Here is a 20,950-nt window from a genome sequence, read left to right on the forward strand (position 1 = left end):
CACTCTAATTGTAAAATAAATGCAGAATGTCCAGTGTAAAGACTTTGTGAAAATTGTCTGAACGTGAGGAAATGTGTATCACGAAGAAAAAGGGGCGCGGACATAAATCAATTTGAATATTTAGTACATTGTTTTGTTAGTTATCAATAACTGATCTATTAAACCGCTTGAGCCAAAATGAAAGCGCATCAGAATAATGATTTTCTCTAATTTTTGATTTATTAGTTGCTTTCATTAACTCGCAGAAATTGTTCAACATATGATGCATGGTAGAGAAAGAAGAGTTGGAGGATAAGCCATGCCTAAACAGCAAGCAGTAGAGCTAAAACCGTTTTTTCATGATAAAACTGTTCTCGTCACAGGCGGGACAGGATCAATCGGAAGCCAAATTGTTAAACGCCTTTTGCTCTTAACACCTAAAGAAGTCATTGTGTTCAGCAAAGATGACAGCAAACAATATGTAATGAAGCAAAAATACGCTGATGAAAAAAGACTGTCATTTGTGCTTGGGGATGTCCGTGACTACAGAAGAGTAAACCAAGTGATGAAAGGTGTTGATATTGTCTTTCACGCCGCTGCGCTGAAGCAGGTTCCGACTTGTGAGGATCACCCGTTTGAAGCCATTCAAACCAACCTTATCGGCGGACAAAATGTCGCAGAAGCTGCTTTGCTGCAAGAGGTGACGCATGTGATTAATATCAGTACCGATAAAGCCGTTTATTAGGATATTAACAATAATACAGAAAAAAGAAAGGGCTATTCTGATTTCTTCAGAGCCCTTTCAAACAATAACTTTGCTATTTCTTGATAAAACACTCCTTCATTTTCACTTCCGTATGTCTGCTCAATAAACCTGATTGAATAATTTCTCCTTTGGACGACTTTTATGGTCTTCTTCTTGAATTCTTCATACTCCCCTGAAGGCATTAGATCAACCCCCGTTTGCACAGGAGTATTATATGTTGGAATATGGTTGTCTCTTGACTTTTCTTTCTTAATCAAATCATCATCATGAGGAAATCATTAAAGATTTGCATACGTGGTCAATTTCAATCATTACATCAGGAGCAGAAAAATGCTGCTCCTTTTTCTCCATCATATTTCTATATATTCAGTGGTATGATTTTCCATGTAAAAACCAGCAAGAGGTGTCATACAGGAGTCAGTTAAGAAGAGATTGCCAAAAAAACAAAAGAATTTAATTATGCTCTCCAAGTTCTTTATTTATCAATTTTTGTGAATTTAATTGATGTTGAAAGTTCCATTTCATCCCCATCTTCTGCATTAAATGTGTATTCACTTTCCCAACCACTTCCTAAAACCGTATTCACTTTCAAGTCGCCTAAAATACTATGTACAATAAAGTTGCCTGATTCACCGGCAGCTTCAGCTTTATATCTTCCCTCAGGCAAGTCAGATCCTACAGTAAAGCTACCAGCACCTAAAGTTTTTGGCGCCGCCTTTGCTTTCTCGACTTCCCCTTCAACAGATGCCAATTCGTCATTTTTATCGTCAATGTTACTTTTAATTTGCTTTAATTCATCTTTACTGCTTTTAATTTTATTTTTGAGATCGTCAATTTTCTTTTCATTTTCTTTTTTTGAATCTAAAATTTCTTTCGCGTTATCGAATTCAGATTGTTTGTCCTTTAAATTTTTGTTTACTTCTATTGTTTTATCACTCAATTGAGCCAATTCAGATTTTTTATCTGAGATTTTCTTTGTTAATTCTTCATACTTTACTTTTTCTTTATCCAATTCTATGGAAGCTCTTGAGTTACCTAGACTATAACTTACACTCATTCCTCCTGCTAGTACTACTAATCCTGCAACACATCCTATGACTATCTTCTTCATCCATTGATTCCCCTTACAAATTATTTAGGTATTTGTTCCTTATGTCAAGGAACTCAAGACCTAATTGCATTATAATTTACCAATATTAACATTTCAATAACATATCACATCCATACCGTTTTCTTTAAAACACTTTCTTTTCTACTATTAGGTTATTTTACTGATAACATATGGCTTACAAACACATCAATATCATTTTCAGTCCTACAAAAACAGCGATCTTATCTGTGTCAGATTCAATCTTCTCATTTAATCGTTTTGCATCCTTATTTCCCTTTGAATTATGCAGCTGCAGTCCATGTCGAATAATTTCCAACCATCCATACAATATTTAATCTTTTCATAGGTGTGAAAAGCAATTACTGTAAAATTTCTGAACCTTTAAATCATGAGTATGGATTGAATATACACTTCTTTTAAGATATAAAAAAGATCGGCAGATGCACGAACATCTGACCGATCTGTAATCGAATAGCTCCTTTATAGAATCTGCTTCACAGCATTTCATTTGATTCTAAAGTATTTGTCATTAAGTTTGGCGGATGAATCGAGATTCAACGTCATTGTTTTAAGTTTACATCAATAACGTTATAAAAGGCATTAGAGGTGTCCGCAACATCCCACACACCTAGAATGACGTGATAACCGCTGCGATCAGTTGGTACGAAAATCTTATGAGAAAGATTAGTGTCAGCCTTTGAACCATCGTGGTTGACAGTTCCAATTAATTCAAACTCATCTCTTGTCAAAGGTTTATTGGGATTCCAATTTTTCTTGGTTATATAATAGTGCCACTTTGATGTGGCGTGAGGAGCAGTATAGTGCCAAGTAAAGGTATTCAGTCCTCCGCGCAAGTCTTGTTTTACCCAATAATCTGCAGTCTGCCTGTCTAACCCAAAATCAATTTGACCAGAGCCTCCATTTGCCGACGCAATTTTCCCATCTGGCGGACCCGCGGATGGGAAACCTTTCGGCCCTTCTACTGATTGCGGACTATCAATGACAGAGCCATATTTTTGTGCAGCTGCCGTCCAACCGATGATTTGTTTTTCTAATGATCCCATGTACGCTCTGCTGGCGGGTTCTTTTATGTACCCGTGTGCAGATGCATCACCTGCAAATAAAGTTGCACCAATACCTAGAGCAGCTGTCAAAATAGCGCCTTTGATAAAACCCTTCATTACCAAATCATCCTCCCTTTGTAAATTTTTATCTTTCCTATTATATAATTCATTACGTGTGGGGTAATTTCCTTCTATATCTTTGACATTGTAAAACCCAATGTGTTCAGTCCAGGACAGTGAACTTCAGGCTGGCGTTCACTTTAATAATATTCACGGCCCTTTTTTGTGATTTTCGCTTAACAAAGGTTATTTGCTACCATTCATCCGGTTCATCATGCTCAAAACCATAAAAACCTTTTATCCAAACGTCTCCGCATCCAGCTCCTTTAGTGATCTCTAAATAATGATTTCTGTTCGCATCGGCTTTCACCTGGTCTGTTGCACTTAGATTTAAATGGTTATCGGTGAAATTCTTCTCGCTAAGTGTAAAAACATAACCTGCTAGAGTAATTCGCTGCAGTTTGAAATTCAATGTGCATCCTTCAGCATTGTAAATGGTAAACCTGTAGCCCAGCTTAGTCGGCCAATAATCAAGATTTGTGTCATCAGACATAAAGAATCCGGTTTCATTTTCTGTCATTTGAATGCTTATCTTCTGCTCATCTTTTGTAATCTTCGCTGATACATCCCCAATGCTCAAAATCCACACCAATAAGACGGCAGCTGCACTCAAAACAATTTTCTTCATCCCCACTCCCCCTTTTCCAAATTATACAACATATAAGAAAAAGAGTATGTGAACAATCGGAGCTCTTTACTATGATCACATAAAACAACGCGGACATTCTGATATGATTGATGTCCGCGTTTTAAGTCAAGGTTTAGTGAAAACTTTGCCTCCTCATCTTTTAACTTCACCTCATTTATGGTGCAAAGTTTAAGAGAAACGTCACATTCCCAGTGAGTCTTTGAGAAAAGCTGTTACATATTCGGCATTGGTTATTTTTTTGTTGCATTCGCTGCTATCGGCGCAAATCAGATTTCCGATGGCCTTGTAGTAATCCGGGTTTTTAGATTGTTTCGCTTTTGTTACGGTGGAAAAATAGACAACTTGGCCAAAGCAATTACAGAAGGAACCAACATTATGTTTACTAGCCGATGCAAATTTACATTCAATGCCGACCATTTTTCCGTCCAGCTCATATATAATAAATTTTTTATTGGATCTTAGATCGTTCCAGCTTAAATAGGTCAGCTGGCTGTGATCTATCTTTGATAAATCAGGCAGCTTTAATTTTTTATGTTTCGGAAACATTTTTTTCAGCTGTTGCTCGGTGATTTTTGGAAAGGGGATCAAAAAGGCTGAAAGCCGCTCGATGTATTGATCATATTCGGCATCTGTTTTCAGCCTGGAAACATCCAGCAAATCTTGCTGATCCAATGTTGCATTTGGAATAAGATCCAAGATTTTGGCATTGGCTAAATCGATCACAGCAGCCAAAACGGTTGGGGCAACATTCTTCTTTGTACTGTCCTTAATCAAATCAATCTGTTTTTTTATAAAATTCAAATGTTCATTTTTAATAAATTTTTCGGTCATTACGCGGCTCTCCTATCATCTCTTTACACTTATTTTAAAAAATGCAGCGAGTGTCTGAAATGGAGAAAATGACTTAGAAACGTTTTTTACATAAAAAAGCACTGATGAAAATGCTTCATCAGTGCTTTTCTCTTACTTTTTATGTGAATAAACAATTTTCTTAATGGTTTCGATTGAAAGGTAATATTCCTTCGCTAATTGCGGGATGCCGGTGCCGCTAATAAAAGAATTTCTAATGGCGGCATTACGGCGGTCAAGCAGCTGTCTCCCTCCACTTGAAGTTCCCCATTTCCGATGCTCCGTTTCCAGCTTGGGAATGTAAAGGGTTTCCCCCTGAATATATTTTTGAATTTCCACGATTAGTTTTTCAGGTAAAACTTTATTTGCATTCATATATTTCAATTTTGCCCGCTCCTTATTTTGATTTTGAAAAAAATAAGGTGCAAAGCCAAAATATCAGAAAAGCTGTCAGCGATAAAATGAAATGTTTCGCTCCATGCAAAGTATCGCCTTTCCAATAATAGGCTTTGCATGAGTGGAAGAAATACCAGAAAATCTTAAGTGACTCTCCATCTGTATTCACCCCCTTTCATTTATATGATAGCGAAATTTTTACAGGAATGGCTTGCCTAAGCGTTGAACGAATCATCCGGCTTCACAGAAAATAGTAATACCTCTGCCATCACGAAAAAGTAAACCTTTAGGCGATACGGCCATGTGAAAATGAAAATAATGGAGGCAAAACCGTCATATTTTTAGAGGTAACTGTTTATTTTAAAGATAAATTTGGCTCAATTATTACAAAAAGATAAAACTCAACCGATCAATTTCAGAAATGGTGAGGCCAAACAAAGAAGGGCTGACTTACAAAGCTTACTGATATAATAATCAGTTTTACTATCAAAACACAAATCGGGAGGTGTGTTTTTTTGGAGTTAAAGCATATTGTAAATTCATATGATATCACAAATATTCTCGGGTATCTCAGACGTTCGCGACAAGATATGGAACGTGAAAAAAGAACAGGCGAAGATACACTCACAGAACAAAAAGAGCTGATGAACAAAGTTCTAGCCGCAACTCAAATCCCATACGAACTAAGAATGGAGATCGGTTCAGGTGAAAATATTGAAGGCCGGCCTGTTTTTAAAGACTGTTTAAGGGATCTTGAAAATGGAAAATATCAAGCGATCGCAGTCAAAGAAATCACTCGTCTAAGCAGAGGAAGCTATAGTGATGCCGGACAAATTGTTAATCTCCTTCAAAGTAACCGCCTGCTCATTATTACTCCTTATAAAGTATATGACCCAAGAAACCCTGTAGACATGAGACAAATCCGTTTTGAGTTATTTATGGCCAGAGAAGAGTTTGAAATGACAAGAGAGCGAATGACAGGAGCTAAATACACTTATGCCGCGCAGGGGAAGTGGATATCCGGTCTGGCTCCGTATGGCTACAAATTAAATAAGAAAACATCACGACTGGAGATAGTTGAAGAAAGAGCAAAAGTGGTTCAATTAATCTTCCATCTCTTTTTACACGGGTTGAATGGAAAGGATTATAGTTACACAGCAATCGCTTCTCACTTAACACATTTACAAATCCCCACTCCAACTGAGAAAAAGAAATGGAATCCATACACCATTAAAGCGATTCTTCAAAATGAAGCATATATCGGTACTGTTAAATATAAAGTCAGAGAAAAAACAAAAAACGGTAAAAGAACAATAAGGCCTGAAAAGGAACAAATTACAGTTCCGGATGCACATCCCCCTATCATTGACAACGAACAATTTGGGCAGGTACAAACAAAGATTGAAAACAAAATTCCCCTTCTTCCTAACAGAAAACGTTTTGAATTAAATGAACTGGCCGGTGTATGTACTTGCGCTGAATGCGGTTCTTCATTGTCTAAATACGAAGCCGTAAGAAAGCGCCGAAAGAAGAATGGTACAGAAAGTGTTTATCATGTGAAATTACTTCGATGTAAAAATAACAAGTGTATAAATGTCAGATACAATGATGTTGAAGAGGCGATTTTGGATTATGTAAAGTCTCTAAAAGCATTAAATGATACCGACCTTTCAAGACACATCCAATCAATAATTCATGCACATGAAAGCAAAAAGAACATGAAATCAAAAAAACAAATGAATGAACAATTCGAGCAGCGCAAAAAGGAGCTTCAACAAAAATTGAATTTTATTTTTGATAAATATGAAAGCGGCATTTATTCAGATGAAGTTTTCTTACAAAGAAAGTCGGCTTTGGATCAAGACATTCAAGAACTTCAAAAAGCTAAGGATGAAATTAATGGCTTAGCCCATATTAAGTCAGGAATCGATCTTGATCAGTTTAGAGACAATATGCAAAATGCTGTAGAGATATATAAAACTTCAGAAAGCAAAGAAGAAAAAAACAAGCTCCTCAGAATTATCCTTCAAAAAGTAATTGTCAAGATGACTGCCAAGAGAAAAGGCCCGGCCCCGGCTCAGTTTGAAATTCTTCCTATTCTCAGGTTTACCTTTTTAACAGGAGATCCTATTCTGATTGAACAAACTCATTGTTTATATCCTAAAAAACCGATAAAGCCGTTTCCCCGGTAAACACAATGGGAGCCACTAAGCTTTTGTCCGAGAAACTGTTCCATCAGGCGAACCATCATGTACAAAACCGGGGGACGGTGTTTTGCTCGGTTCGTTTCGGCAATGTGCTCGGTTCACGCGGTTCCGTTATCCCTATTTTATTTGCACAGATGATGGCAGGCGGTCCGCTCACCATTACCGACAAAAACATGACAAGGTTTTTTATGTCGATTGATGACGCGGCAACCTTAACTTTACAATCCGCAGCAATCACAAAGGGCGGAGAAACGTTTATTTTCAAAATGGAATCATTAATGCTTGAAGAACTGCTTCACGGCTTTGAAGAATATGCCGCACAGCACGGGCTCCCGCGCCCTGCCGCTGTTGAAGTTGGAAAGCGGCCCGGTGAGAAGCTGCATGAAGAGCTGATCTCCCCTCACGAAACAGAATCTTTGTATGAATGGGGTAATCTATACGCGATATTGCCGGATCCTGCCAAACACCCGGAATTTAAGAAAGTCGGTCTGACTGGATATCAATCTGATCAAGCTCCGCTGATTACAAAAGACAGAATAGCGAAGATTATCGAATCATTGCATGAAGAAAAAAAAGCGTAGAAAAGAGACCTGTCTTAAAGGCAGGACTCTCTTTTGATCCTTACTTATCAAATAAATGCTGATAGGCTTCATAGCCTTCTTCTTTCAGCTTGCCTTTCGGAATAAAACGCAGCGCGGCGGAATTAATGCAATAACGGAGGCCGCTTGGACCCGGGCCGTCATTAAACACGTGTCCCAGGTGGGAATCGGCTGTTTTGCTTCTTACTTCCGTACGGATCATGCCGTGGCTCTTGTCCAGTTTTTCTTCGACCTCTTCATCCTCGATCGGTTTAGTAAAACTCGGCCAGCCGCAATGAGAATCAAATTTTTCCTTAGAAGTAAATAAAGGTTTTCCTGATATAATATCAACATAAAGCCCCTCTTCCTTATGGTCCCAGAATTCATTCTGAAACGGAGGCTCCGTTCCGTTATTTTGAGTGACTTCATACTGCATCCGGTTTAACGATTTAATCTTTTCTTCTTTATTAAAAGCCATGTTATTTACCTCCCCAATGCTCATTCAGAAAGCCTTGGCGGCCTGAACCCACGCGATAGCGCCCGTAATGCTCAGGGTTTTTCTTATAAAAGTGCTGATGGTAGCCTTCCGCTTCATAAAAAGGTTCAGCCTTTAAAATTTCTGTCACGATCGGCTTTTGAAAGACGCCGCTTTCTTCAAGCCGTTTTTTAGATGCTTCAGCAAGTTCTTTTTGTTCTTCATTATGGCAGTAAATTGCCGCTCTGTACGAACTTCCGCGGTCGGCAAACTGGCCTCCCGCATCAGTCGGATCGATTTGCTGCCAAAACAGTTCAAGCAGCTTCTCGTACGAATAAACGTCAGGATCGAATGTAATCTGAACGGCTTCGCGATGACCGGTCGTTTCACTGCACACTTCCTCGTAGGTAGGGTTTTCAGTATGGCCTCCTGTATAGCCGGATACCACTTTTTTAATTCCCGGCTGTTCGTCAAACGGTTTCACCATGCACCAAAAACAGCCTCCTGCAAATGTGGCGATTTCTTTTTTTTCTGACATACGGGTGCCTCCTTTGTTCATACGTGGTATTATTATATTATAGCATGTATAAACATAATAAAAATAATTCTGCTTCCCCCTAGGAATACCTAAGCCGAATGCCACGCTGATTACATATTGGAGGTTCATGATTTGAAAGTAAGAACACAAATGATGTATGATATGGAAGCTTTGCTTCGAAAAGTGTTTAAGCAAATCAGAAATGAAGTTAATGAAATTCTAGATAAAGAGCTGTCTCGGAACGAATTTACGATTTTGCGAATCCTCAGCGAACAAGGCCCGAAAAAAGTAACGGAATTCGCCCCGATTCTTGAGGTCTCAGCAAGCCACATTACCGCTGTTACCGATGCTTTAGTAGAGAAGGAATGGATAACGCGCATCCGCTCAAAAGAGGACAGACGAATTATCAGAATCCATATTACGGAAGCCGGGGAGAAAATTGTCGATCATTTCAACCAGAAAAAAACAGAGTATTTCTTTAAACGGTTTGACTGCTACTCTGACGAAGAACTTGCGGCGTTAATCCAACTGTTCAGCAAACTTGACAAGAAACGCTGAAAATAAAAAAACACAGATCCGTTTGAGGATCTGTGTTTTTTATGAGAACTTATTGCTTCGGATGATAGTATGAAAATTCAATCTCATCCGTATCAAGGTTGATTTTATCCGCCTTTACATACATGCCGTTATCTAATGGCATTTCCGACAGGCGCACTTCGATGCTTTTATCGCTCGGATGGACGTGCACAAATGACGGCAGTTCGTAAAAGCTGTCCATATAATTCAGGACAAAGCTGATTGGCAGGCTCAATTCGCCTAAAGAAAATTTCGTTACTTTAAGCATAACGTCTCCGTTTTTCTGAACGGACGGTTCAAATGTGACAACCGCGTTAATCGATGTTGAGAATGCCTTGATTTTTCCCGCCACGTGCACATCGTTATTGATGTCCACTTTGTAATCAAGCTGGTTTGACGCCTTTTCTTTTAAGTACGCATTCACAAACGCGGCAAGAGATTCCTTCGAGCTTGTAATATGAAAGCCGTACTCGCTTTTTGTCTGATCCTGTATTTTCGCCTGCTCTCCCGGCATGACCGTCAATGTCACAATCACGGCGGCTGCGATGACATTTAATGCGAGAAGAACAAAAAACAGCAATTTCCATTTCTTCATCATTTCACCCTATTCTGCTGGTAACCCTTCTTTTTCCATTATTCCATATAATCGTTTGGCTATTAATGAATATCCTTTTGCATTCGGATGAAAATCATCATCCCCCGAAATTCGGTTGCTCCCGCTTTTCTTACTGAATAAATCTTCGACATTCGCCACAGCTGCATGAGGATCTTTTTTCAGCTCTTTTTCGGCAATTTGATTCCAGCCGGTTACGACTCCGTTAATCTCTTTCAATTCCGGCAAAGTAAATATGAAAGGATTGTACATGCTGACATACATCAGCTCAGCATGCTGATTATATTTGCGGATTTTTGATATGATGGCTTTAAACCTATTTTTAAAAGGTTTTTCTTCCTCTTGAAACGGCTGAATCGTCAGCTGCATAACATTTTGGCGAAGCACCTTCATTAAATCATTTCCGCCGATTGTAAAAAAGATGTAGTCGGCGCTTTTTAATGATTTCTGTACGTTTTTATCGTCGAGCTTTTTCAGCAAGTCAACCGTCCGGTCCCCTTGCACCGCATGATTTTTGATGTCTACCTTTTTCACATGTCCCTTTGTCTTGAGCGAGTCAGCTACCTTGCCGACATACCCCAAACCGTCAGGGTCTCCCACTCCCTCAGTCAATGAATCACCGACCGCGGCAATGACAATGTGATCTTTCGTTTTCGGTTCTTCAGCTTCAGAACCGGTCCGCTGGACAGAACAAGCGGATAAAAGCAACGCCATTCCGGCGATTAATGAGAACATTCGCAGCTTCAATCTAGTTGCTCCTTCCCCGTCTACTAGTGGAAAGTGTAACATGTTTTTTGAGATTTGAAAATGTCTAATCTGCCAGTTTACTTGAGTGTCTCAGCCGCTTTTACATCTGCAAGAATATCATCATACGGAATGTCCTGCATTCCATTATAGTCCTTAAGCACCTTGCCGTCCGGGCCGACTAAATAAAAAGAGGTTTGGTGGATGACCTGGTCCTCTCCTTCCAGCTTTTTAACGGTTGCTTTAAAACTGTTATACGCAAATTCTTCAATCTCTTTTTGGCTGTAGCCGGTCAGGAAATCCCAGTTTTCAAAAGAGAGCGGGTATTTGGCCGCAAATGCTTTCAGTTGTTTCGGCGAATCATTTTTTGGATCTACACTGAACGAAACAATTCGGACATCCAGGTTCTCAGCCTTCAGTTTCTTTTGAAGTTCTGTCATATGGGCGGTCATCGGCGGGCAGACCGTTTTGCAATTTGTAAAAATAAAGTCGGCAATCCAGACTTCCCCCTTTAAGCTTTTCAAAGATACCGTTTTTCCGTCTTGATTCTGGTATGAAAACGGCTCGATTTGATAGTTCAGCGGATCTTTTATTGCCTGTTCTCCGCAAGCGCATAAAAGCAGCAAACAAAAAACGGCAGCCATACTTTTTACCCGGTTCATCCTCATTTCCTCCCATCATTTAAAACGCTTACAACAAACAGCGGAACGCACAAAAAAATTCCCGCGCCTCCCTTTTATAAAGGAAGGCGCTAAGGAATACCGGCACCGTCATGCGTTGTGTTTTAACATCTCTTGATTGAAAACGGCCTCATAATCTTTCCACTTCATACGGCGCTTAACATACTGTCGGAATGAATACACTGTTCTCACACTTTGTGAAGCAAAAACTTCTCTCAAATAAAGCTCAAGATGCTGATGAATTTGAAAAAAATAATGTTCACCTTCCGTGACAACCGGTATGTCTGTCACTTTTACCTGAATCCCGTCCCGTCTTTTGAACTCTAGGCTTTTGAGTAACAAAATATCAATCCTTCTTTTTCGATTGTTTTCTTTTCATTATATACAATCTGATAAATCGTGTCTGTCATTTTGTGCTGCCGCTGCGAAAAAAAGTGTCAGATTAACAGATGGAACAGATCCTGATCTTTATTGACCTCTACATAATGAAAGCCTTTTTTATTCATCCGGGCAATGAGAGCGCCGTAATCTTCCCGGTGCTGAAGCTCAATGCCGACTAAAGCCGGTCCGCTGCTTTTATTGTTTTTTTTCGTATATTCAAAACGGGTGACGTCATCGTTCGGGCCGAGCACCTCATCAAGGTATTCGCGAAGCGCTCCCGCCCTTTGCGGGAAATTGACGATGAAATAGTGCTGAAGCCCCTCATAAATCATCGAACGTTCCTTCATTTCCTGCATTCTGCCGATATCATTATTTCCCCCGCTGACCACGCAGACTACATTTTTGCCTTTGATTTCTTCCTTGTATAAATCCAAGGCTGACACGGACAAAGCACCCGCAGGCTCAGCCACGATGGCGCATTGATTATATAATTCGAGAATCGTGCTGCACACTTTTCCTTCCGGCACAAGCAGGACATCATCAACGACAGCTTCAAGTGTCTTAAAGGTTTCGGCGCCGATTTTTTTCACAGCCGCTCCGTCGACAAATTTATCGATTTTATCAAGTTCAATGACTTGTCCGGTTTTGTTGGATTCAAAGTATGAGGCAGCACCCTTCGGTTCTGTCGCTATGATTTTTGTGTCCGGCGATATGTTTTTCATGTACGTTCCGATCCCGGAAAGAAGTCCGCCTCCCCCTACGCTCGCAAAGAGAAAATGCGGTTCAACGTCAATGTCATTCAGGATTTCAATTGCCACCGTTCCCTGCCCGGCCATTACATCCGGATCGTCAAACGGATGAATGAACGTGCGGTTTTCTTTTTCGCAGCATTCGACCGAACTTTGATATGCATCATCAAATGTGTCACCCGTCAAAATAATCTCTACAAATTCTTTACCGAACAGCTCCACTTGGGATACTTTTTGTCTCGGTGTGGTGGACGGCATGAAAATCTTTCCGTGTATGCCGAGATGTTTGCATGAAAATGCGACTCCCTGCGCATGGTTTCCCGCACTGGCGCACACGATCCCGTTTTCGGTCTGCTCGTTTGAGAGCTGCCTCATTTTATTATAGGCCCCTCTAAGCTTAAATGACCTGACCACCTGCAAGTCTTCTCTTTTTAAGTAAATATTACATTCATATCTCTCAGAAAGTCTGTCATTTCTTTGCAAAGGCGTATGTATCACAACGTCCTTTACATTTTGGTGCGCTTTTAAAATGTCTTTTACTTGGATGAGAGAGTCTTCTTTAAGCAACGGTTTCATTTACAGAGTCCTTTCTTATTTTAAATCCCTATTTAATATGCCATTATAACACGAATATTCAAATAATAAGATAATTATTTGAATTTCGCAAATAAAAATAAGTGAAACGATTGATAAAGAAAAGGTGTTTTCCGTCGTTTAGGCATGTTATACTTAAACCAATTAGAACCAAAAGGAGCCAATTCATGACTGTTATTGCACATACTGATCTTTTTCATCAATTAGTCGGCGAGCATAAATCCTTTTTAGAGGCGAAACAATTGGCCTACCTATTCGCGCTGTCCGACCTTCCCGTTTTTATAACAGGCGAAGTCGGAACTGGAAAAAAACAAATGGCGGCAGCCATCCACCATAAATCAGCCAGAAGCAGCGAATCCTTTATTACCGTCTATTGCAGCCAGAGCGCTGAACGGCTTGAACACGAGCTGTTCGGCGCTGACGGAGCCTTGGAAAAGGCAGCCGGCGGGACACTGTTTTTATGTGAAATCGGAGACATGCCTCTTTCCATACAGGCCCGCCTTCTTTGCACATTAGACGCTGAGCCTTCCGCCCGCATCATCTCAAGCAGCACAACACTGCTCACAGAAGCCGCAGCCGACAGCAAGTTCAACAAGGATTTGTTTTACAGGCTTAATGTGTTAAGCCTCCCGCTTCCCGCTTTATCTGAACGAAAAAGTGACATACCGCTCCTTTTACAGTATGTTCTGGCAAAAATGGGGCATCATTTGCATATTGATCCGTCGGTTTACCCGCTCATTGAGCAGCACACCTTTAACGGCAATGTCAGAGAGCTCCAAAATGCAGCATGCTATATGGCGGCAGTCTCTTCCGGCGGCACGATTTATCCCGAGGACGCTCCTCCGGATATCCGAGACAGCCTGACGGCAAAAGCGGATAAGAAAAAAGAAAAACGGCTGACTTTTATGGAAAAAGAAGAATTCCTGTTCATTTTGGAATCGATAAAAGACTTTAATACAAAAGGAGAAGCCGCCAGCAGGCGGAGCATCTCCGAGTTGAGCAAAAACAGCCCCATGCCGTTAACGCCCCAGCAGGTCAGAAACAGGCTTGATTACTTGGAAAAAGTAAACTATGTCACAAAAGGGCGCGGACGCGCGGGTACAAAAATCACGTTAGAGGGTTTAGGGTTTTTACAGTCGCTGAAAAAACAAATCCTGTAAAACAAGGGGGACATTTGATTGTTCACGATAAAAGAAGAAATTGCAAATGCCGTTACACACGGAATCGGTGTTTTGTTATCGATTCCGGCGCTTGTCTTTTTAATTATTTTTGCGGTGAATTACGGTTCCGCTACGGATATCGTCAGTTTTTCTATCTTTGGCGCCTCCATGCTGCTGCTTTATCTCAGCTCCACTCTTTTGCACAGCATTCAGCATAAAAAAACGAAGGACATTCTTGAGATCATTGATCATTCCGCTATTTATGTATTAATAGCCGGCACATATACGCCCTTTTTGTTAGGGCCGCTGAAAGGCACACTCGGCTCAACCCTTTTGATTATTGTGTGGTCGCTTGCAATCGGAGGCATCGTATTTAAAATTTTCTTCGTGAAGCGGTTTATCATTTTTTCAACGCTTGTATATTTGCTCATGGGCTGGCTCATCATCGTTGCTATTAAACCTTTGTACGCCTCATTGTCAGGTCCCGGCTTCAGCCTCCTGTTACTCGGCGGCTTATTATATTCTGCAGGGACGATCTTTTATATATGGAGGAAAATCCCGTTTCATCACGCCATTTGGCACAGCTTTGTTTTAGGCGGCAGCGCCTCGATATTTTTCTGTATTTTATTTTATTGCGTAAAAGTGCCGTTTCTCTGATAAAAAAAGCACAGCCTCTCGAATCGAAGAGGCTGTGCTTTTTTATGCACGCAGTTGTTTTTGAGCAGCCGGATAACAGGCAGGCTTCACGTGTAATTCAATATCAGCCGTTTTCAATCGTTTAAAAAATCTGCCCCTTAAAAGCTTATCCGTACCTGACGTTTCGACATTCACGATCGGAAGCCCGAAACGCAGGGCCAGTTCCTCCGGATTGATCTTGCCGTCTTTAGAAAGAATAAGGCTTTGCCCTTTTTCGAGCCGGTCGGTCACTTCTTCAAGCACGGTGTCTTGGCTGTCTCCGTCGGAAATAACCCCCATAAGCTTCAGCCATTTTCCGAGAAGCGGGATGCGGAAAGCTTTCTGATCAGCGATGAAGCTCGCGGGCTCTTCAAGGTGACCCGCAAGCAAAACAAGCTCAGCCAGGCGTAATTGAGGGTGAACGTACAATACAGGGCCGCCCGGTATCGGTTTATCATGGTAGATGCTGATTACAGACCCCGAAATGTCAATACAGCCTCTCATAAACGCTTTCGGCCGCTCATAAACCAAACTCATCTGCTTTTGATAGGAAAGCCGCGGATCAAGCAATTTTTGATTGGCATATTCCTGAATGTTTTTTATAAGCATGAATACAACGCACATCACAAGACAGCTGTAGCGAATCAATTCTTGTCCCCCTGCTTTACATCAATTCTTTTTTTCGTACACAAGATACTCATAGTCGTAAGGGTTTTTTTCATCCTTTACTCCCTGCTTGCGGGAAATCAGTTCCCATTCGCCTTCATTAAATTCCGGGAAATAACGGTCCCCTTCAAACGCATGGTGAATTTTTGTCATATAAAGCCTGTCCGCATAAGGAAAGAGCGCACTATACAGCTGGGCGCCGCCGATAACAAAACACTCTTCCCTTTCCGGAATAAGCTTCAGCACTTCCTCAGCCGAGCACGCCGCCGTGCAGCCCGGAAATAAAGATCCGTCCTGCGAGGTAACCACGATATTGTGCCGGTTTGGAAGCGGCCGTCCGATCGACTCAAACGTCTTGCGCCCCATCACAATGGTGTGTCCTGTCGTCACTTTTTTGAAATATGCAAGATCATCCGGCAGGTGCCACGGCAAATCGTTATTTTTTCCGATCAGCCTGTTTTCATCCATTGCAAAAATAAACGAAATCATACGCTGACAGCCCCTTTAATATGAGGATGCGGATCGTAACCCTCTAAAATAAAATCTTCAAATTCAAAGCGGAAAATAGAATCAACACTGCGCGCAAAGCGAAGCTTCGGCAGCGGGCGGACATCTCTTGTCAGCTGCAAATTCACCTGCTCCTCATGGTTTTGATAAATGTGGACGTCTCCGAACGTATGAATAAACTCACCCGGTTCAAGGCCCGTCACGTGCGCGATCATCATTGTCAAAAGCGCATAAGACGCAATATTAAACGGGACGCCGAGGAATACATCCGCCGAGCGCTGATAAAGCTGGCACGAAAGCTTTCCATCCGACACATAAAACTGAAACAGGCAATGGCACGGCGGAAGCGCCATTTGGTCGATCTCTCCGATGTTCCAGGCGCTGACGATTAAACGTCTGGAATTCGGGTTCGTTTGAATGTCATGAATCAGCCGGGAGATTTGATCGATGGTTTCCCCGTCTGCTCCGCGCCATGAACGCCATTGAGAGCCATAGACCGGTCCGAGCTCTCCGTTTTCATCCGCCCATTCGTTCCAAATACGGACCCCGTTTTCCTGAAGGTAACGGACGTTTGTATCTCCCTTCAAAAACCAAAGCAGCTCATGCGCGATGGATTTGAAATGAAGTTTTTTTGTCGTAATCATCGGAAAACCTTCTTGAAGGTCAAAACGCATTTGGTATCCAAATGTGCTGATCGTTCCCGTTCCCGTCCGGTCTTCTTTTTTTTCTCCATTTTCTAATACATGACGGCATAAATCTTTATATTGTTTCATTTTTTTCATCCTTTAAAAGTAGTCTTTTAGTAGTGTAACACAATAAAAAATCATTTCTGCATAATTTCTCAGAAATGATTTTTTTATTCTTAGCATTATTACACGCTCATCCAGTTAGGAGGCGTGTTGCGGTCCCAATAAATGCTGCCAAGCTCATGATGAGATTGAAATCCGTCTTCTGCGGTATGGTAATGAAAATTAAACCAATAGCCGTCTTGCGGAGGGTGATCCCGGCGAACATGAAATCTTAAGAGATCCTCACCTGTCACCCGGTTGTACACATGAAATATTTTTTCTGTTTTTCCTGCCGACGGTTTGCTTGAAATGACAACATCCTGAAAAGCTTCATTATCTTGAAGCTTCGCTAAATGTCCGGTAATCACTTCTTCGATCTTCGGCATGATCTCTTTTCTGTAATCATCCTCAATGATCGGAGAAATTTTGTTTCCGAATTTTAAGAATGATTGATTTTCAGCATCGCCGAGAAGCTGCTCCCGGTGCGACTGAAAAAGCAATTCCGGCTCCCGCCTTGCTTTCTTTTCCCCTGACAGGGCATGTTCATCATAAAAAGCGGTGTAATCATTCTGCTCAAGACTGCTGGGCTGTCCTGAAGGCTTGTCTGTCATCAGAGCAGCCGGAGGAGACACAAGCCCGAACGTTACAATCGTAAACAGAACCACAAGGGTCTTTTTCATCCACAATTTCATGATAGATTGTTCCCCTCTGTTTTATTGTCCTCTTCCGTTTATTCTAGCACAGATTGGCATCCGGCGTCATGCACGTTATCGTTTTGTCATACAATATAGGAAAATGGTAACTATGCCCGTCTCTATAAAACGCTTACAATAAAAGGAGAAAAAGGAGGGAATGAGATGATTAACGCCTTGTTCGCGACCGTATCACTTCTCACACTGCTTTATTTTGTCGTAATGGAAATTACCGATTAAACGAAAGATAAGCCCATGGCAATCATGAGCTTACATGTATGACACCGAAATGGAAAAGCGCCGTCTTTCTTTTTAACACCTTGAAGCCGTATCGTTCAAATCGCGGGCTTTTCCAGTGGTCTTTTAAGACTACGCATTTTCTCGCTGCCCGAACGGCATGCTGAATGCACTCTTCGTTAAATCCGTCTTCTGCAAATGCGCGCAGCGGTCCAATGCCGTCGGACGTCTCAATCGGCTCATGAAACATCGGGTCAAAATAGATAACATCCACTGAAGAATCAGGCAGGCTTTGCAAATAGGCTGCACAGTCGGCATGCTCAACCTTAATTCTTTTCATTGCCGTTTGGAGCGTCTCTATGTCTGTTTCCCACGTATGAAGGCCTGTTTTGACAAGCAGCGAGACGAGCTTGTTTTTTTCCACCCCGACTACGGTTCCGCTTTCCCCCACCGCCATACTTGCCAAAATCGCGTCGGAGGCCAGGCCGAGCGTACAATCTAAAAAGGAATCTCCCTCACTTAATCCTGAAGCTTTAAGCATCGGCTCGACTTCCCCTCTCAAAAACCGCTTCGCACGGAACATTGCTGTATTCGGGTGAAAAAAGAATTTCCCCCCTCGCTTCGTATAGAGTTCAAACCGCTCCTTTCCAATGACTAAAAGGTCGTTTTCTGCGTTTTTCAGCATTTTTTCAATAGGCTGTTTATTTCGGCTGCAATAGCTGTCATTCAGCTTTTTAGCAAGTGTTTGCGCTGTACGTATCGTATCATCTGACGGTCTGTAGCTGGTTGTAATCATCTTTTTCTCCCAAAAGAAAATGCCCGGAATACGGGCATTTTAGCAGTGCACATCGAAGGCATCCGTCAGATTTTTCATAATCTCTTCCATCTCATGCCCTTCAATTTCGTGGCGGGGAATAAAATGAACGACCTCTTTTCCTTTTAAAAGCGCCATTGACGGGGATGAAGGTTCCTGGCCGGTAAAATATTCACGCATTTTGGCCGTCGCTTCTTTGTCTTGACCCGCAAAAACGGTAACGGTATGATCAGGCGCTTTATCATGCTGTAAAACAGCCTGAGTCGCAGCCGGACGGGCAAGTCCCGCGGCACATCCGCATACGGAATTGACAACGACCAATGTCGTGCCTTCTGCTTTTCCCATAAAGCTTTCCACTTCTTCTGCAGTTGTTAGTTCCTGAAAGCCGGCGCCTGTTAACTCGCGGCGCATCGGCACGACCAGCTGGCGCATATATTCTTCATAAGCCATTGACATAAAAAAGCCCCCTCTAAAAATCCTTATATAAAGTCAAGGATACTATAGAGAGGGCCGGAATTCAAATGTTCAATCCGTCAATTTAAATTTTCATGATGCCGCCTGTGTTGGCGCTTGTTACGAGTTTTGAATACCGGGCAAGGTAGCCTGTTTTCACTTTCGGCTCAAACCCCTTCCAGTTCTCTTTGCGTCTTTCCCATTCATCTTGCGGTACTTGTACGTCAAGTGTCCGCTGTTCAATGTCAACGATGACATGGTCGCCGTTTTCAACGAAAGCAAGCGGTCCGCCTTCAGCGGCTTCCGGTGATACGTGGCCGATCGAAAGGCCGCGGGAAGCTCCTGAAAAACGCCCGTCTGTAATCAGCGCCACCTTCGGCCCAAGTCCCATGCCGACAATCTGTGAAGTCGGAGCCAGCATTTCCGGCATGCCCGGTCCGCCCTTTGGTCCTTCATAACGGATAATAACTACGTCGCCTTCTTTTACTTTGCGGTTAATAATACCTTCAAGAGCTGCGTCCTGTGAATCGAAGACGACAGCAGGCCCTTCATGTCTTGTAATCCCGTCCTGAACGCCGCCTGTTTTAATAATGGCGCCGTCCGGAGCTAAGTTTCCAAACAGCACGGCCAGCCCGCCTTTTTCAGTAAACGGTTTTTCGAGCGGATGGATGACATCGTAATCTTTCACCTCATGACCGGCAATTGTTTCTCCAAGCGTTTGTCCTGTTACAGTCAGCGCGTCAAGATGAAGCGCGCCTTCTTTTTTGGCCAGTTCATTCAGCGCCGCCGATACGCCGCCGGCTTCATGCAGGTCTTCAATAAATACGTCAGAAGCCGGGGCAAGTTTTGCTAAATGCGGCACGCGCTCCGCCACTTCATTGATGCGTTCCAAGGAGTAGTCAACGCCCGCTTCATTAGCGAGGGCAAGCGTATGAAGCACAGTATTTGTTGAACCGCCAAGCGCCATGTCTAACGCAAACGCGTTGTCGATCGCTTTTTCAGTTACGATATCTCGCGGCTTAATGTCCTTTTTGATGGTATCCATCAATTGAGCTGCTGATTTTCTCACAAATTCCCTTCGTTCCAGTGAAGCAGCAAGAATCGTTCCGTTGCCCGGAAGCGCCAGTCCGAGTGCCTCAGACAGACAGTTCATAGAGTTTGCGGTAAACATACCTGAACAAGATCCGCATGTCGGACAGCCGAACTGTTCCAGCTCCTGGAGGTCGCTTTCGCCGATTTTTCCCGCTTGGTATGCTCCGACGCCCTCAAATACTGAAGAAAGAGAAATTTTGCGGCCGTCACTTGTTCGGCCCGCAGCCATCGGTCCGCCGCTGACAAAAATCGTCGGAATGTTGATCCGCATAGCAGCCATCAGCATTCCCGGCGTGATTTTATCACAGTTCGGAATACAAACCATTCCGTCAAACCAATGGGCTGAGACGACCGTTTCCACTGAATCGGCAATGATTTCACGGCTTGGCAGCGAATATCTCATTCCGATATGCCCCATGGCGATTCCGTCGTCTACGCCGATAGTATTAAATTCGAAAGGCACTCCGCCTGCTTCTCTGATTGCTTCTTTTACGATTTTTCCAAATTCCTGCAAGTGAACATGCCCGGGAACGATATCGATGTATGAATTGCAGACCGCAATAAACGGTTTGCCGAAATCCTCTTCTTTAACGCCTGCTGCGCGAAGAAGGCTGCGGTGAGGCGCTCTGTCAATTCCCTGTGTGATCATGTTACTGCGTAATTCTGCCATGGTGATCCCCCTACATTCTTTCAATTGTTAGATTGTACTTTATTTTAACAATTTTCAGTTTATTTTGGACTGATGATGTCATATCGTCAGATAAGGCCGTCCCTGCCCCTGTCTGTTTATCGGTGCA

General features: G+C 42.3%; 24 protein-coding genes and 1 pseudogene. 6 read left to right on the plus strand and 19 right to left on the minus strand.

Annotated features, from left to right (window positions below; translation table 11 throughout):
* Positions 1–298 precede the first annotated feature (298 nt).
* Positions 299–724, plus strand: a complete 426-nt coding sequence (locus tag J7E26_RS15515) for an SDR family NAD(P)-dependent oxidoreductase (RefSeq protein ID WP_214813934.1) — start codon at positions 299–301, stop codon at positions 722–724.
* A 496-nt stretch (positions 725–1,220) separates the two neighbouring features.
* Here J7E26_RS15515 and J7E26_RS15520 read toward each other — a convergent pair whose 3' ends face one another.
* From J7E26_RS15520 to J7E26_RS15540, 5 genes are all read right to left on the minus strand, one after another.
* Complete coding sequence (locus J7E26_RS15520) at positions 1,221–1,856, minus strand: hypothetical protein (protein WP_214813937.1); 636 nt, start codon at positions 1,854–1,856, stop codon at positions 1,221–1,223.
* Between the two features lie 560 nt (positions 1,857–2,416).
* Positions 2,417–3,037, minus strand: coding sequence for a lytic polysaccharide monooxygenase auxiliary activity family 9 protein (locus J7E26_RS15525; protein WP_214813940.1), 621 nt, complete (start codon positions 3,035–3,037; stop codon positions 2,417–2,419).
* A gap of 196 nt (positions 3,038–3,233) precedes the next feature.
* Positions 3,234–3,668 (minus strand): hypothetical protein, encoded by a 435-nt coding sequence (locus J7E26_RS15530; RefSeq protein ID WP_214813943.1) that lies wholly within the window; start codon positions 3,666–3,668, stop codon positions 3,234–3,236.
* Positions 3,669–3,869: 201 nt separating this feature from the next.
* Positions 3,870–4,520: a FusB/FusC family EF-G-binding protein gene (locus J7E26_RS15535; protein WP_214813946.1), complete on the minus strand. Its 651-nt coding sequence runs from the start codon at positions 4,518–4,520 to the stop codon at positions 3,870–3,872.
* Between the two features lie 132 nt (positions 4,521–4,652).
* Positions 4,653–4,922, minus strand: coding sequence for a CD3324 family protein (locus J7E26_RS15540; RefSeq protein ID WP_214813950.1), 270 nt, complete (start codon positions 4,920–4,922; stop codon positions 4,653–4,655).
* 527 nt (positions 4,923–5,449) lie between these two features.
* Here J7E26_RS15540 and J7E26_RS15545 point away from each other — a divergent pair.
* Positions 5,450–7,126 carry a recombinase family protein gene (locus J7E26_RS15545; protein ID WP_214813953.1) on the plus strand — a complete coding sequence of 559 codons (1,677 nt, stop codon included), beginning with the start codon at positions 5,450–5,452 and terminating at the stop codon, positions 7,124–7,126.
* Positions 7,102–7,722: pseudogene (locus tag J7E26_RS15550) on the plus strand (polysaccharide biosynthesis protein); the annotation flags it as partial. The gene J7E26_RS15545 and the pseudogene J7E26_RS15550, both read left to right, overlap by 25 nt.
* A 40-nt stretch (positions 7,723–7,762) precedes the next feature.
* On the opposite strand, the gene msrB reads toward J7E26_RS15550, so the two are convergent.
* On the minus strand, positions 7,763–8,197 hold the full coding sequence (gene msrB, locus J7E26_RS15555; RefSeq protein WP_214813966.1) for a peptide-methionine (R)-S-oxide reductase MsrB: 435 nt from the start codon (positions 8,195–8,197) through the stop codon (positions 7,763–7,765).
* A gap of 1 nt (position 8,198) precedes the next feature.
* Positions 8,199–8,732, minus strand: coding sequence for a peptide-methionine (S)-S-oxide reductase MsrA (gene msrA / locus J7E26_RS15560; RefSeq protein WP_214813973.1), 534 nt, complete (start codon positions 8,730–8,732; stop codon positions 8,199–8,201).
* A 132-nt stretch (positions 8,733–8,864) separates the two neighbouring features.
* Between msrA and J7E26_RS15565 the strand changes: the two genes are divergently transcribed.
* Positions 8,865–9,290, plus strand: coding sequence for a MarR family transcriptional regulator (locus J7E26_RS15565; RefSeq protein WP_214813976.1), 426 nt, complete (start codon positions 8,865–8,867; stop codon positions 9,288–9,290).
* A 49-nt stretch (positions 9,291–9,339) separates the two neighbouring features.
* On the opposite strand, the gene J7E26_RS15570 is transcribed toward J7E26_RS15565, so the two are convergent.
* The 5 genes from J7E26_RS15570 to ilvA all read right to left on the minus strand — a co-directional run bounded on the left by J7E26_RS15570 (position 9,340) and on the right by ilvA (position 13,051).
* The gene (locus J7E26_RS15570; protein WP_214813978.1) at positions 9,340–9,903 is read right to left on the minus strand and encodes a YpmS family protein; all 564 of its coding nucleotides are present in this window, start codon (positions 9,901–9,903) and stop codon (positions 9,340–9,342) included.
* A 9-nt stretch (positions 9,904–9,912) separates the two neighbouring features.
* Positions 9,913–10,668 (minus strand): SGNH/GDSL hydrolase family protein, encoded by a 756-nt coding sequence (locus J7E26_RS15575; RefSeq protein WP_214813979.1) that lies wholly within the window; start codon positions 10,666–10,668, stop codon positions 9,913–9,915.
* A 77-nt stretch (positions 10,669–10,745) separates the two neighbouring features.
* Entirely contained in the window at positions 10,746–11,327 is a 582-nt protein-coding gene (locus tag J7E26_RS15580) for an SCO family protein (RefSeq protein ID WP_214813981.1), read from the minus strand.
* A 108-nt stretch (positions 11,328–11,435) separates the two neighbouring features.
* Positions 11,436–11,687, minus strand: a complete 252-nt coding sequence (locus tag J7E26_RS15585; RefSeq protein ID WP_214813983.1) for a DUF2535 family protein — start codon at positions 11,685–11,687, stop codon at positions 11,436–11,438.
* Between the two features lie 95 nt (positions 11,688–11,782).
* Positions 11,783–13,051, minus strand: a complete 1,269-nt coding sequence (ilvA, locus tag J7E26_RS15590; protein ID WP_214813985.1) for a threonine ammonia-lyase IlvA — start codon at positions 13,049–13,051, stop codon at positions 11,783–11,785.
* Positions 13,052–13,236: 185 nt separating this feature from the next.
* Between ilvA and J7E26_RS15595 the strand changes: the two genes are divergently transcribed.
* Both J7E26_RS15595 and trhA read left to right on the plus strand, forming a co-directional pair.
* Positions 13,237–14,229 (plus strand): sigma 54-interacting transcriptional regulator, encoded by a 993-nt coding sequence (locus J7E26_RS15595; protein WP_214813991.1) that lies wholly within the window; start codon positions 13,237–13,239, stop codon positions 14,227–14,229.
* An 18-nt stretch (positions 14,230–14,247) separates the two neighbouring features.
* Positions 14,248–14,886, plus strand: a complete 639-nt coding sequence (trhA, locus tag J7E26_RS15600; protein WP_214814005.1) for a PAQR family membrane homeostasis protein TrhA — start codon at positions 14,248–14,250, stop codon at positions 14,884–14,886.
* A 42-nt stretch (positions 14,887–14,928) separates the two neighbouring features.
* Here trhA and J7E26_RS15605 read toward each other — a convergent pair whose 3' ends face one another.
* From J7E26_RS15605 to ilvD, 7 genes are all read right to left on the minus strand, one after another.
* Positions 14,929–15,552, minus strand: coding sequence for a lysophospholipid acyltransferase family protein (locus tag J7E26_RS15605; RefSeq protein ID WP_214814008.1), 624 nt, complete (start codon positions 15,550–15,552; stop codon positions 14,929–14,931).
* A gap of 21 nt (positions 15,553–15,573) precedes the next feature.
* Entirely contained in the window at positions 15,574–16,059 is a 486-nt protein-coding gene (locus tag J7E26_RS15610; RefSeq protein WP_214814012.1) for a dihydrofolate reductase, read from the minus strand.
* Positions 16,056–16,850: a thymidylate synthase gene (locus J7E26_RS15615; RefSeq protein WP_214814014.1), complete on the minus strand. Its 795-nt coding sequence runs from the start codon at positions 16,848–16,850 to the stop codon at positions 16,056–16,058. The genes J7E26_RS15610 and J7E26_RS15615 overlap by 4 nt, the downstream gene beginning before the upstream one ends.
* Positions 16,851–16,948: 98 nt before the next feature.
* The gene (locus tag J7E26_RS15620; protein WP_214814017.1) at positions 16,949–17,557 is read right to left on the minus strand and encodes a YpjP family protein; all 609 of its coding nucleotides are present in this window, start codon (positions 17,555–17,557) and stop codon (positions 16,949–16,951) included.
* A 262-nt stretch (positions 17,558–17,819) separates the two neighbouring features.
* Positions 17,820–18,590, minus strand: coding sequence for a class I SAM-dependent methyltransferase (locus tag J7E26_RS15625; protein ID WP_214814019.1), 771 nt, complete (start codon positions 18,588–18,590; stop codon positions 17,820–17,822).
* A 39-nt stretch (positions 18,591–18,629) separates the two neighbouring features.
* Positions 18,630–19,064 carry a BrxA/BrxB family bacilliredoxin gene (locus J7E26_RS15630; RefSeq protein WP_214814021.1) on the minus strand — a complete coding sequence of 145 codons (435 nt, stop codon included), beginning with the start codon at positions 19,062–19,064 and terminating at the stop codon, positions 18,630–18,632.
* 82 nt (positions 19,065–19,146) lie between these two features.
* A complete protein-coding gene (ilvD, locus tag J7E26_RS15635) occupies positions 19,147–20,823 on the minus strand; it encodes a dihydroxy-acid dehydratase (RefSeq protein WP_214814034.1) in 1,677 nt (558 codons plus the stop codon).
* Positions 20,824–20,950: the final 127 nt, after the last annotated feature.

It is taken from the genome of Bacillus sp. ISL-51 (genome assembly GCF_018613535.1).
GTDB lineage: Bacteria > Bacillota > Bacilli > Bacillales > Bacillaceae > Bacillus.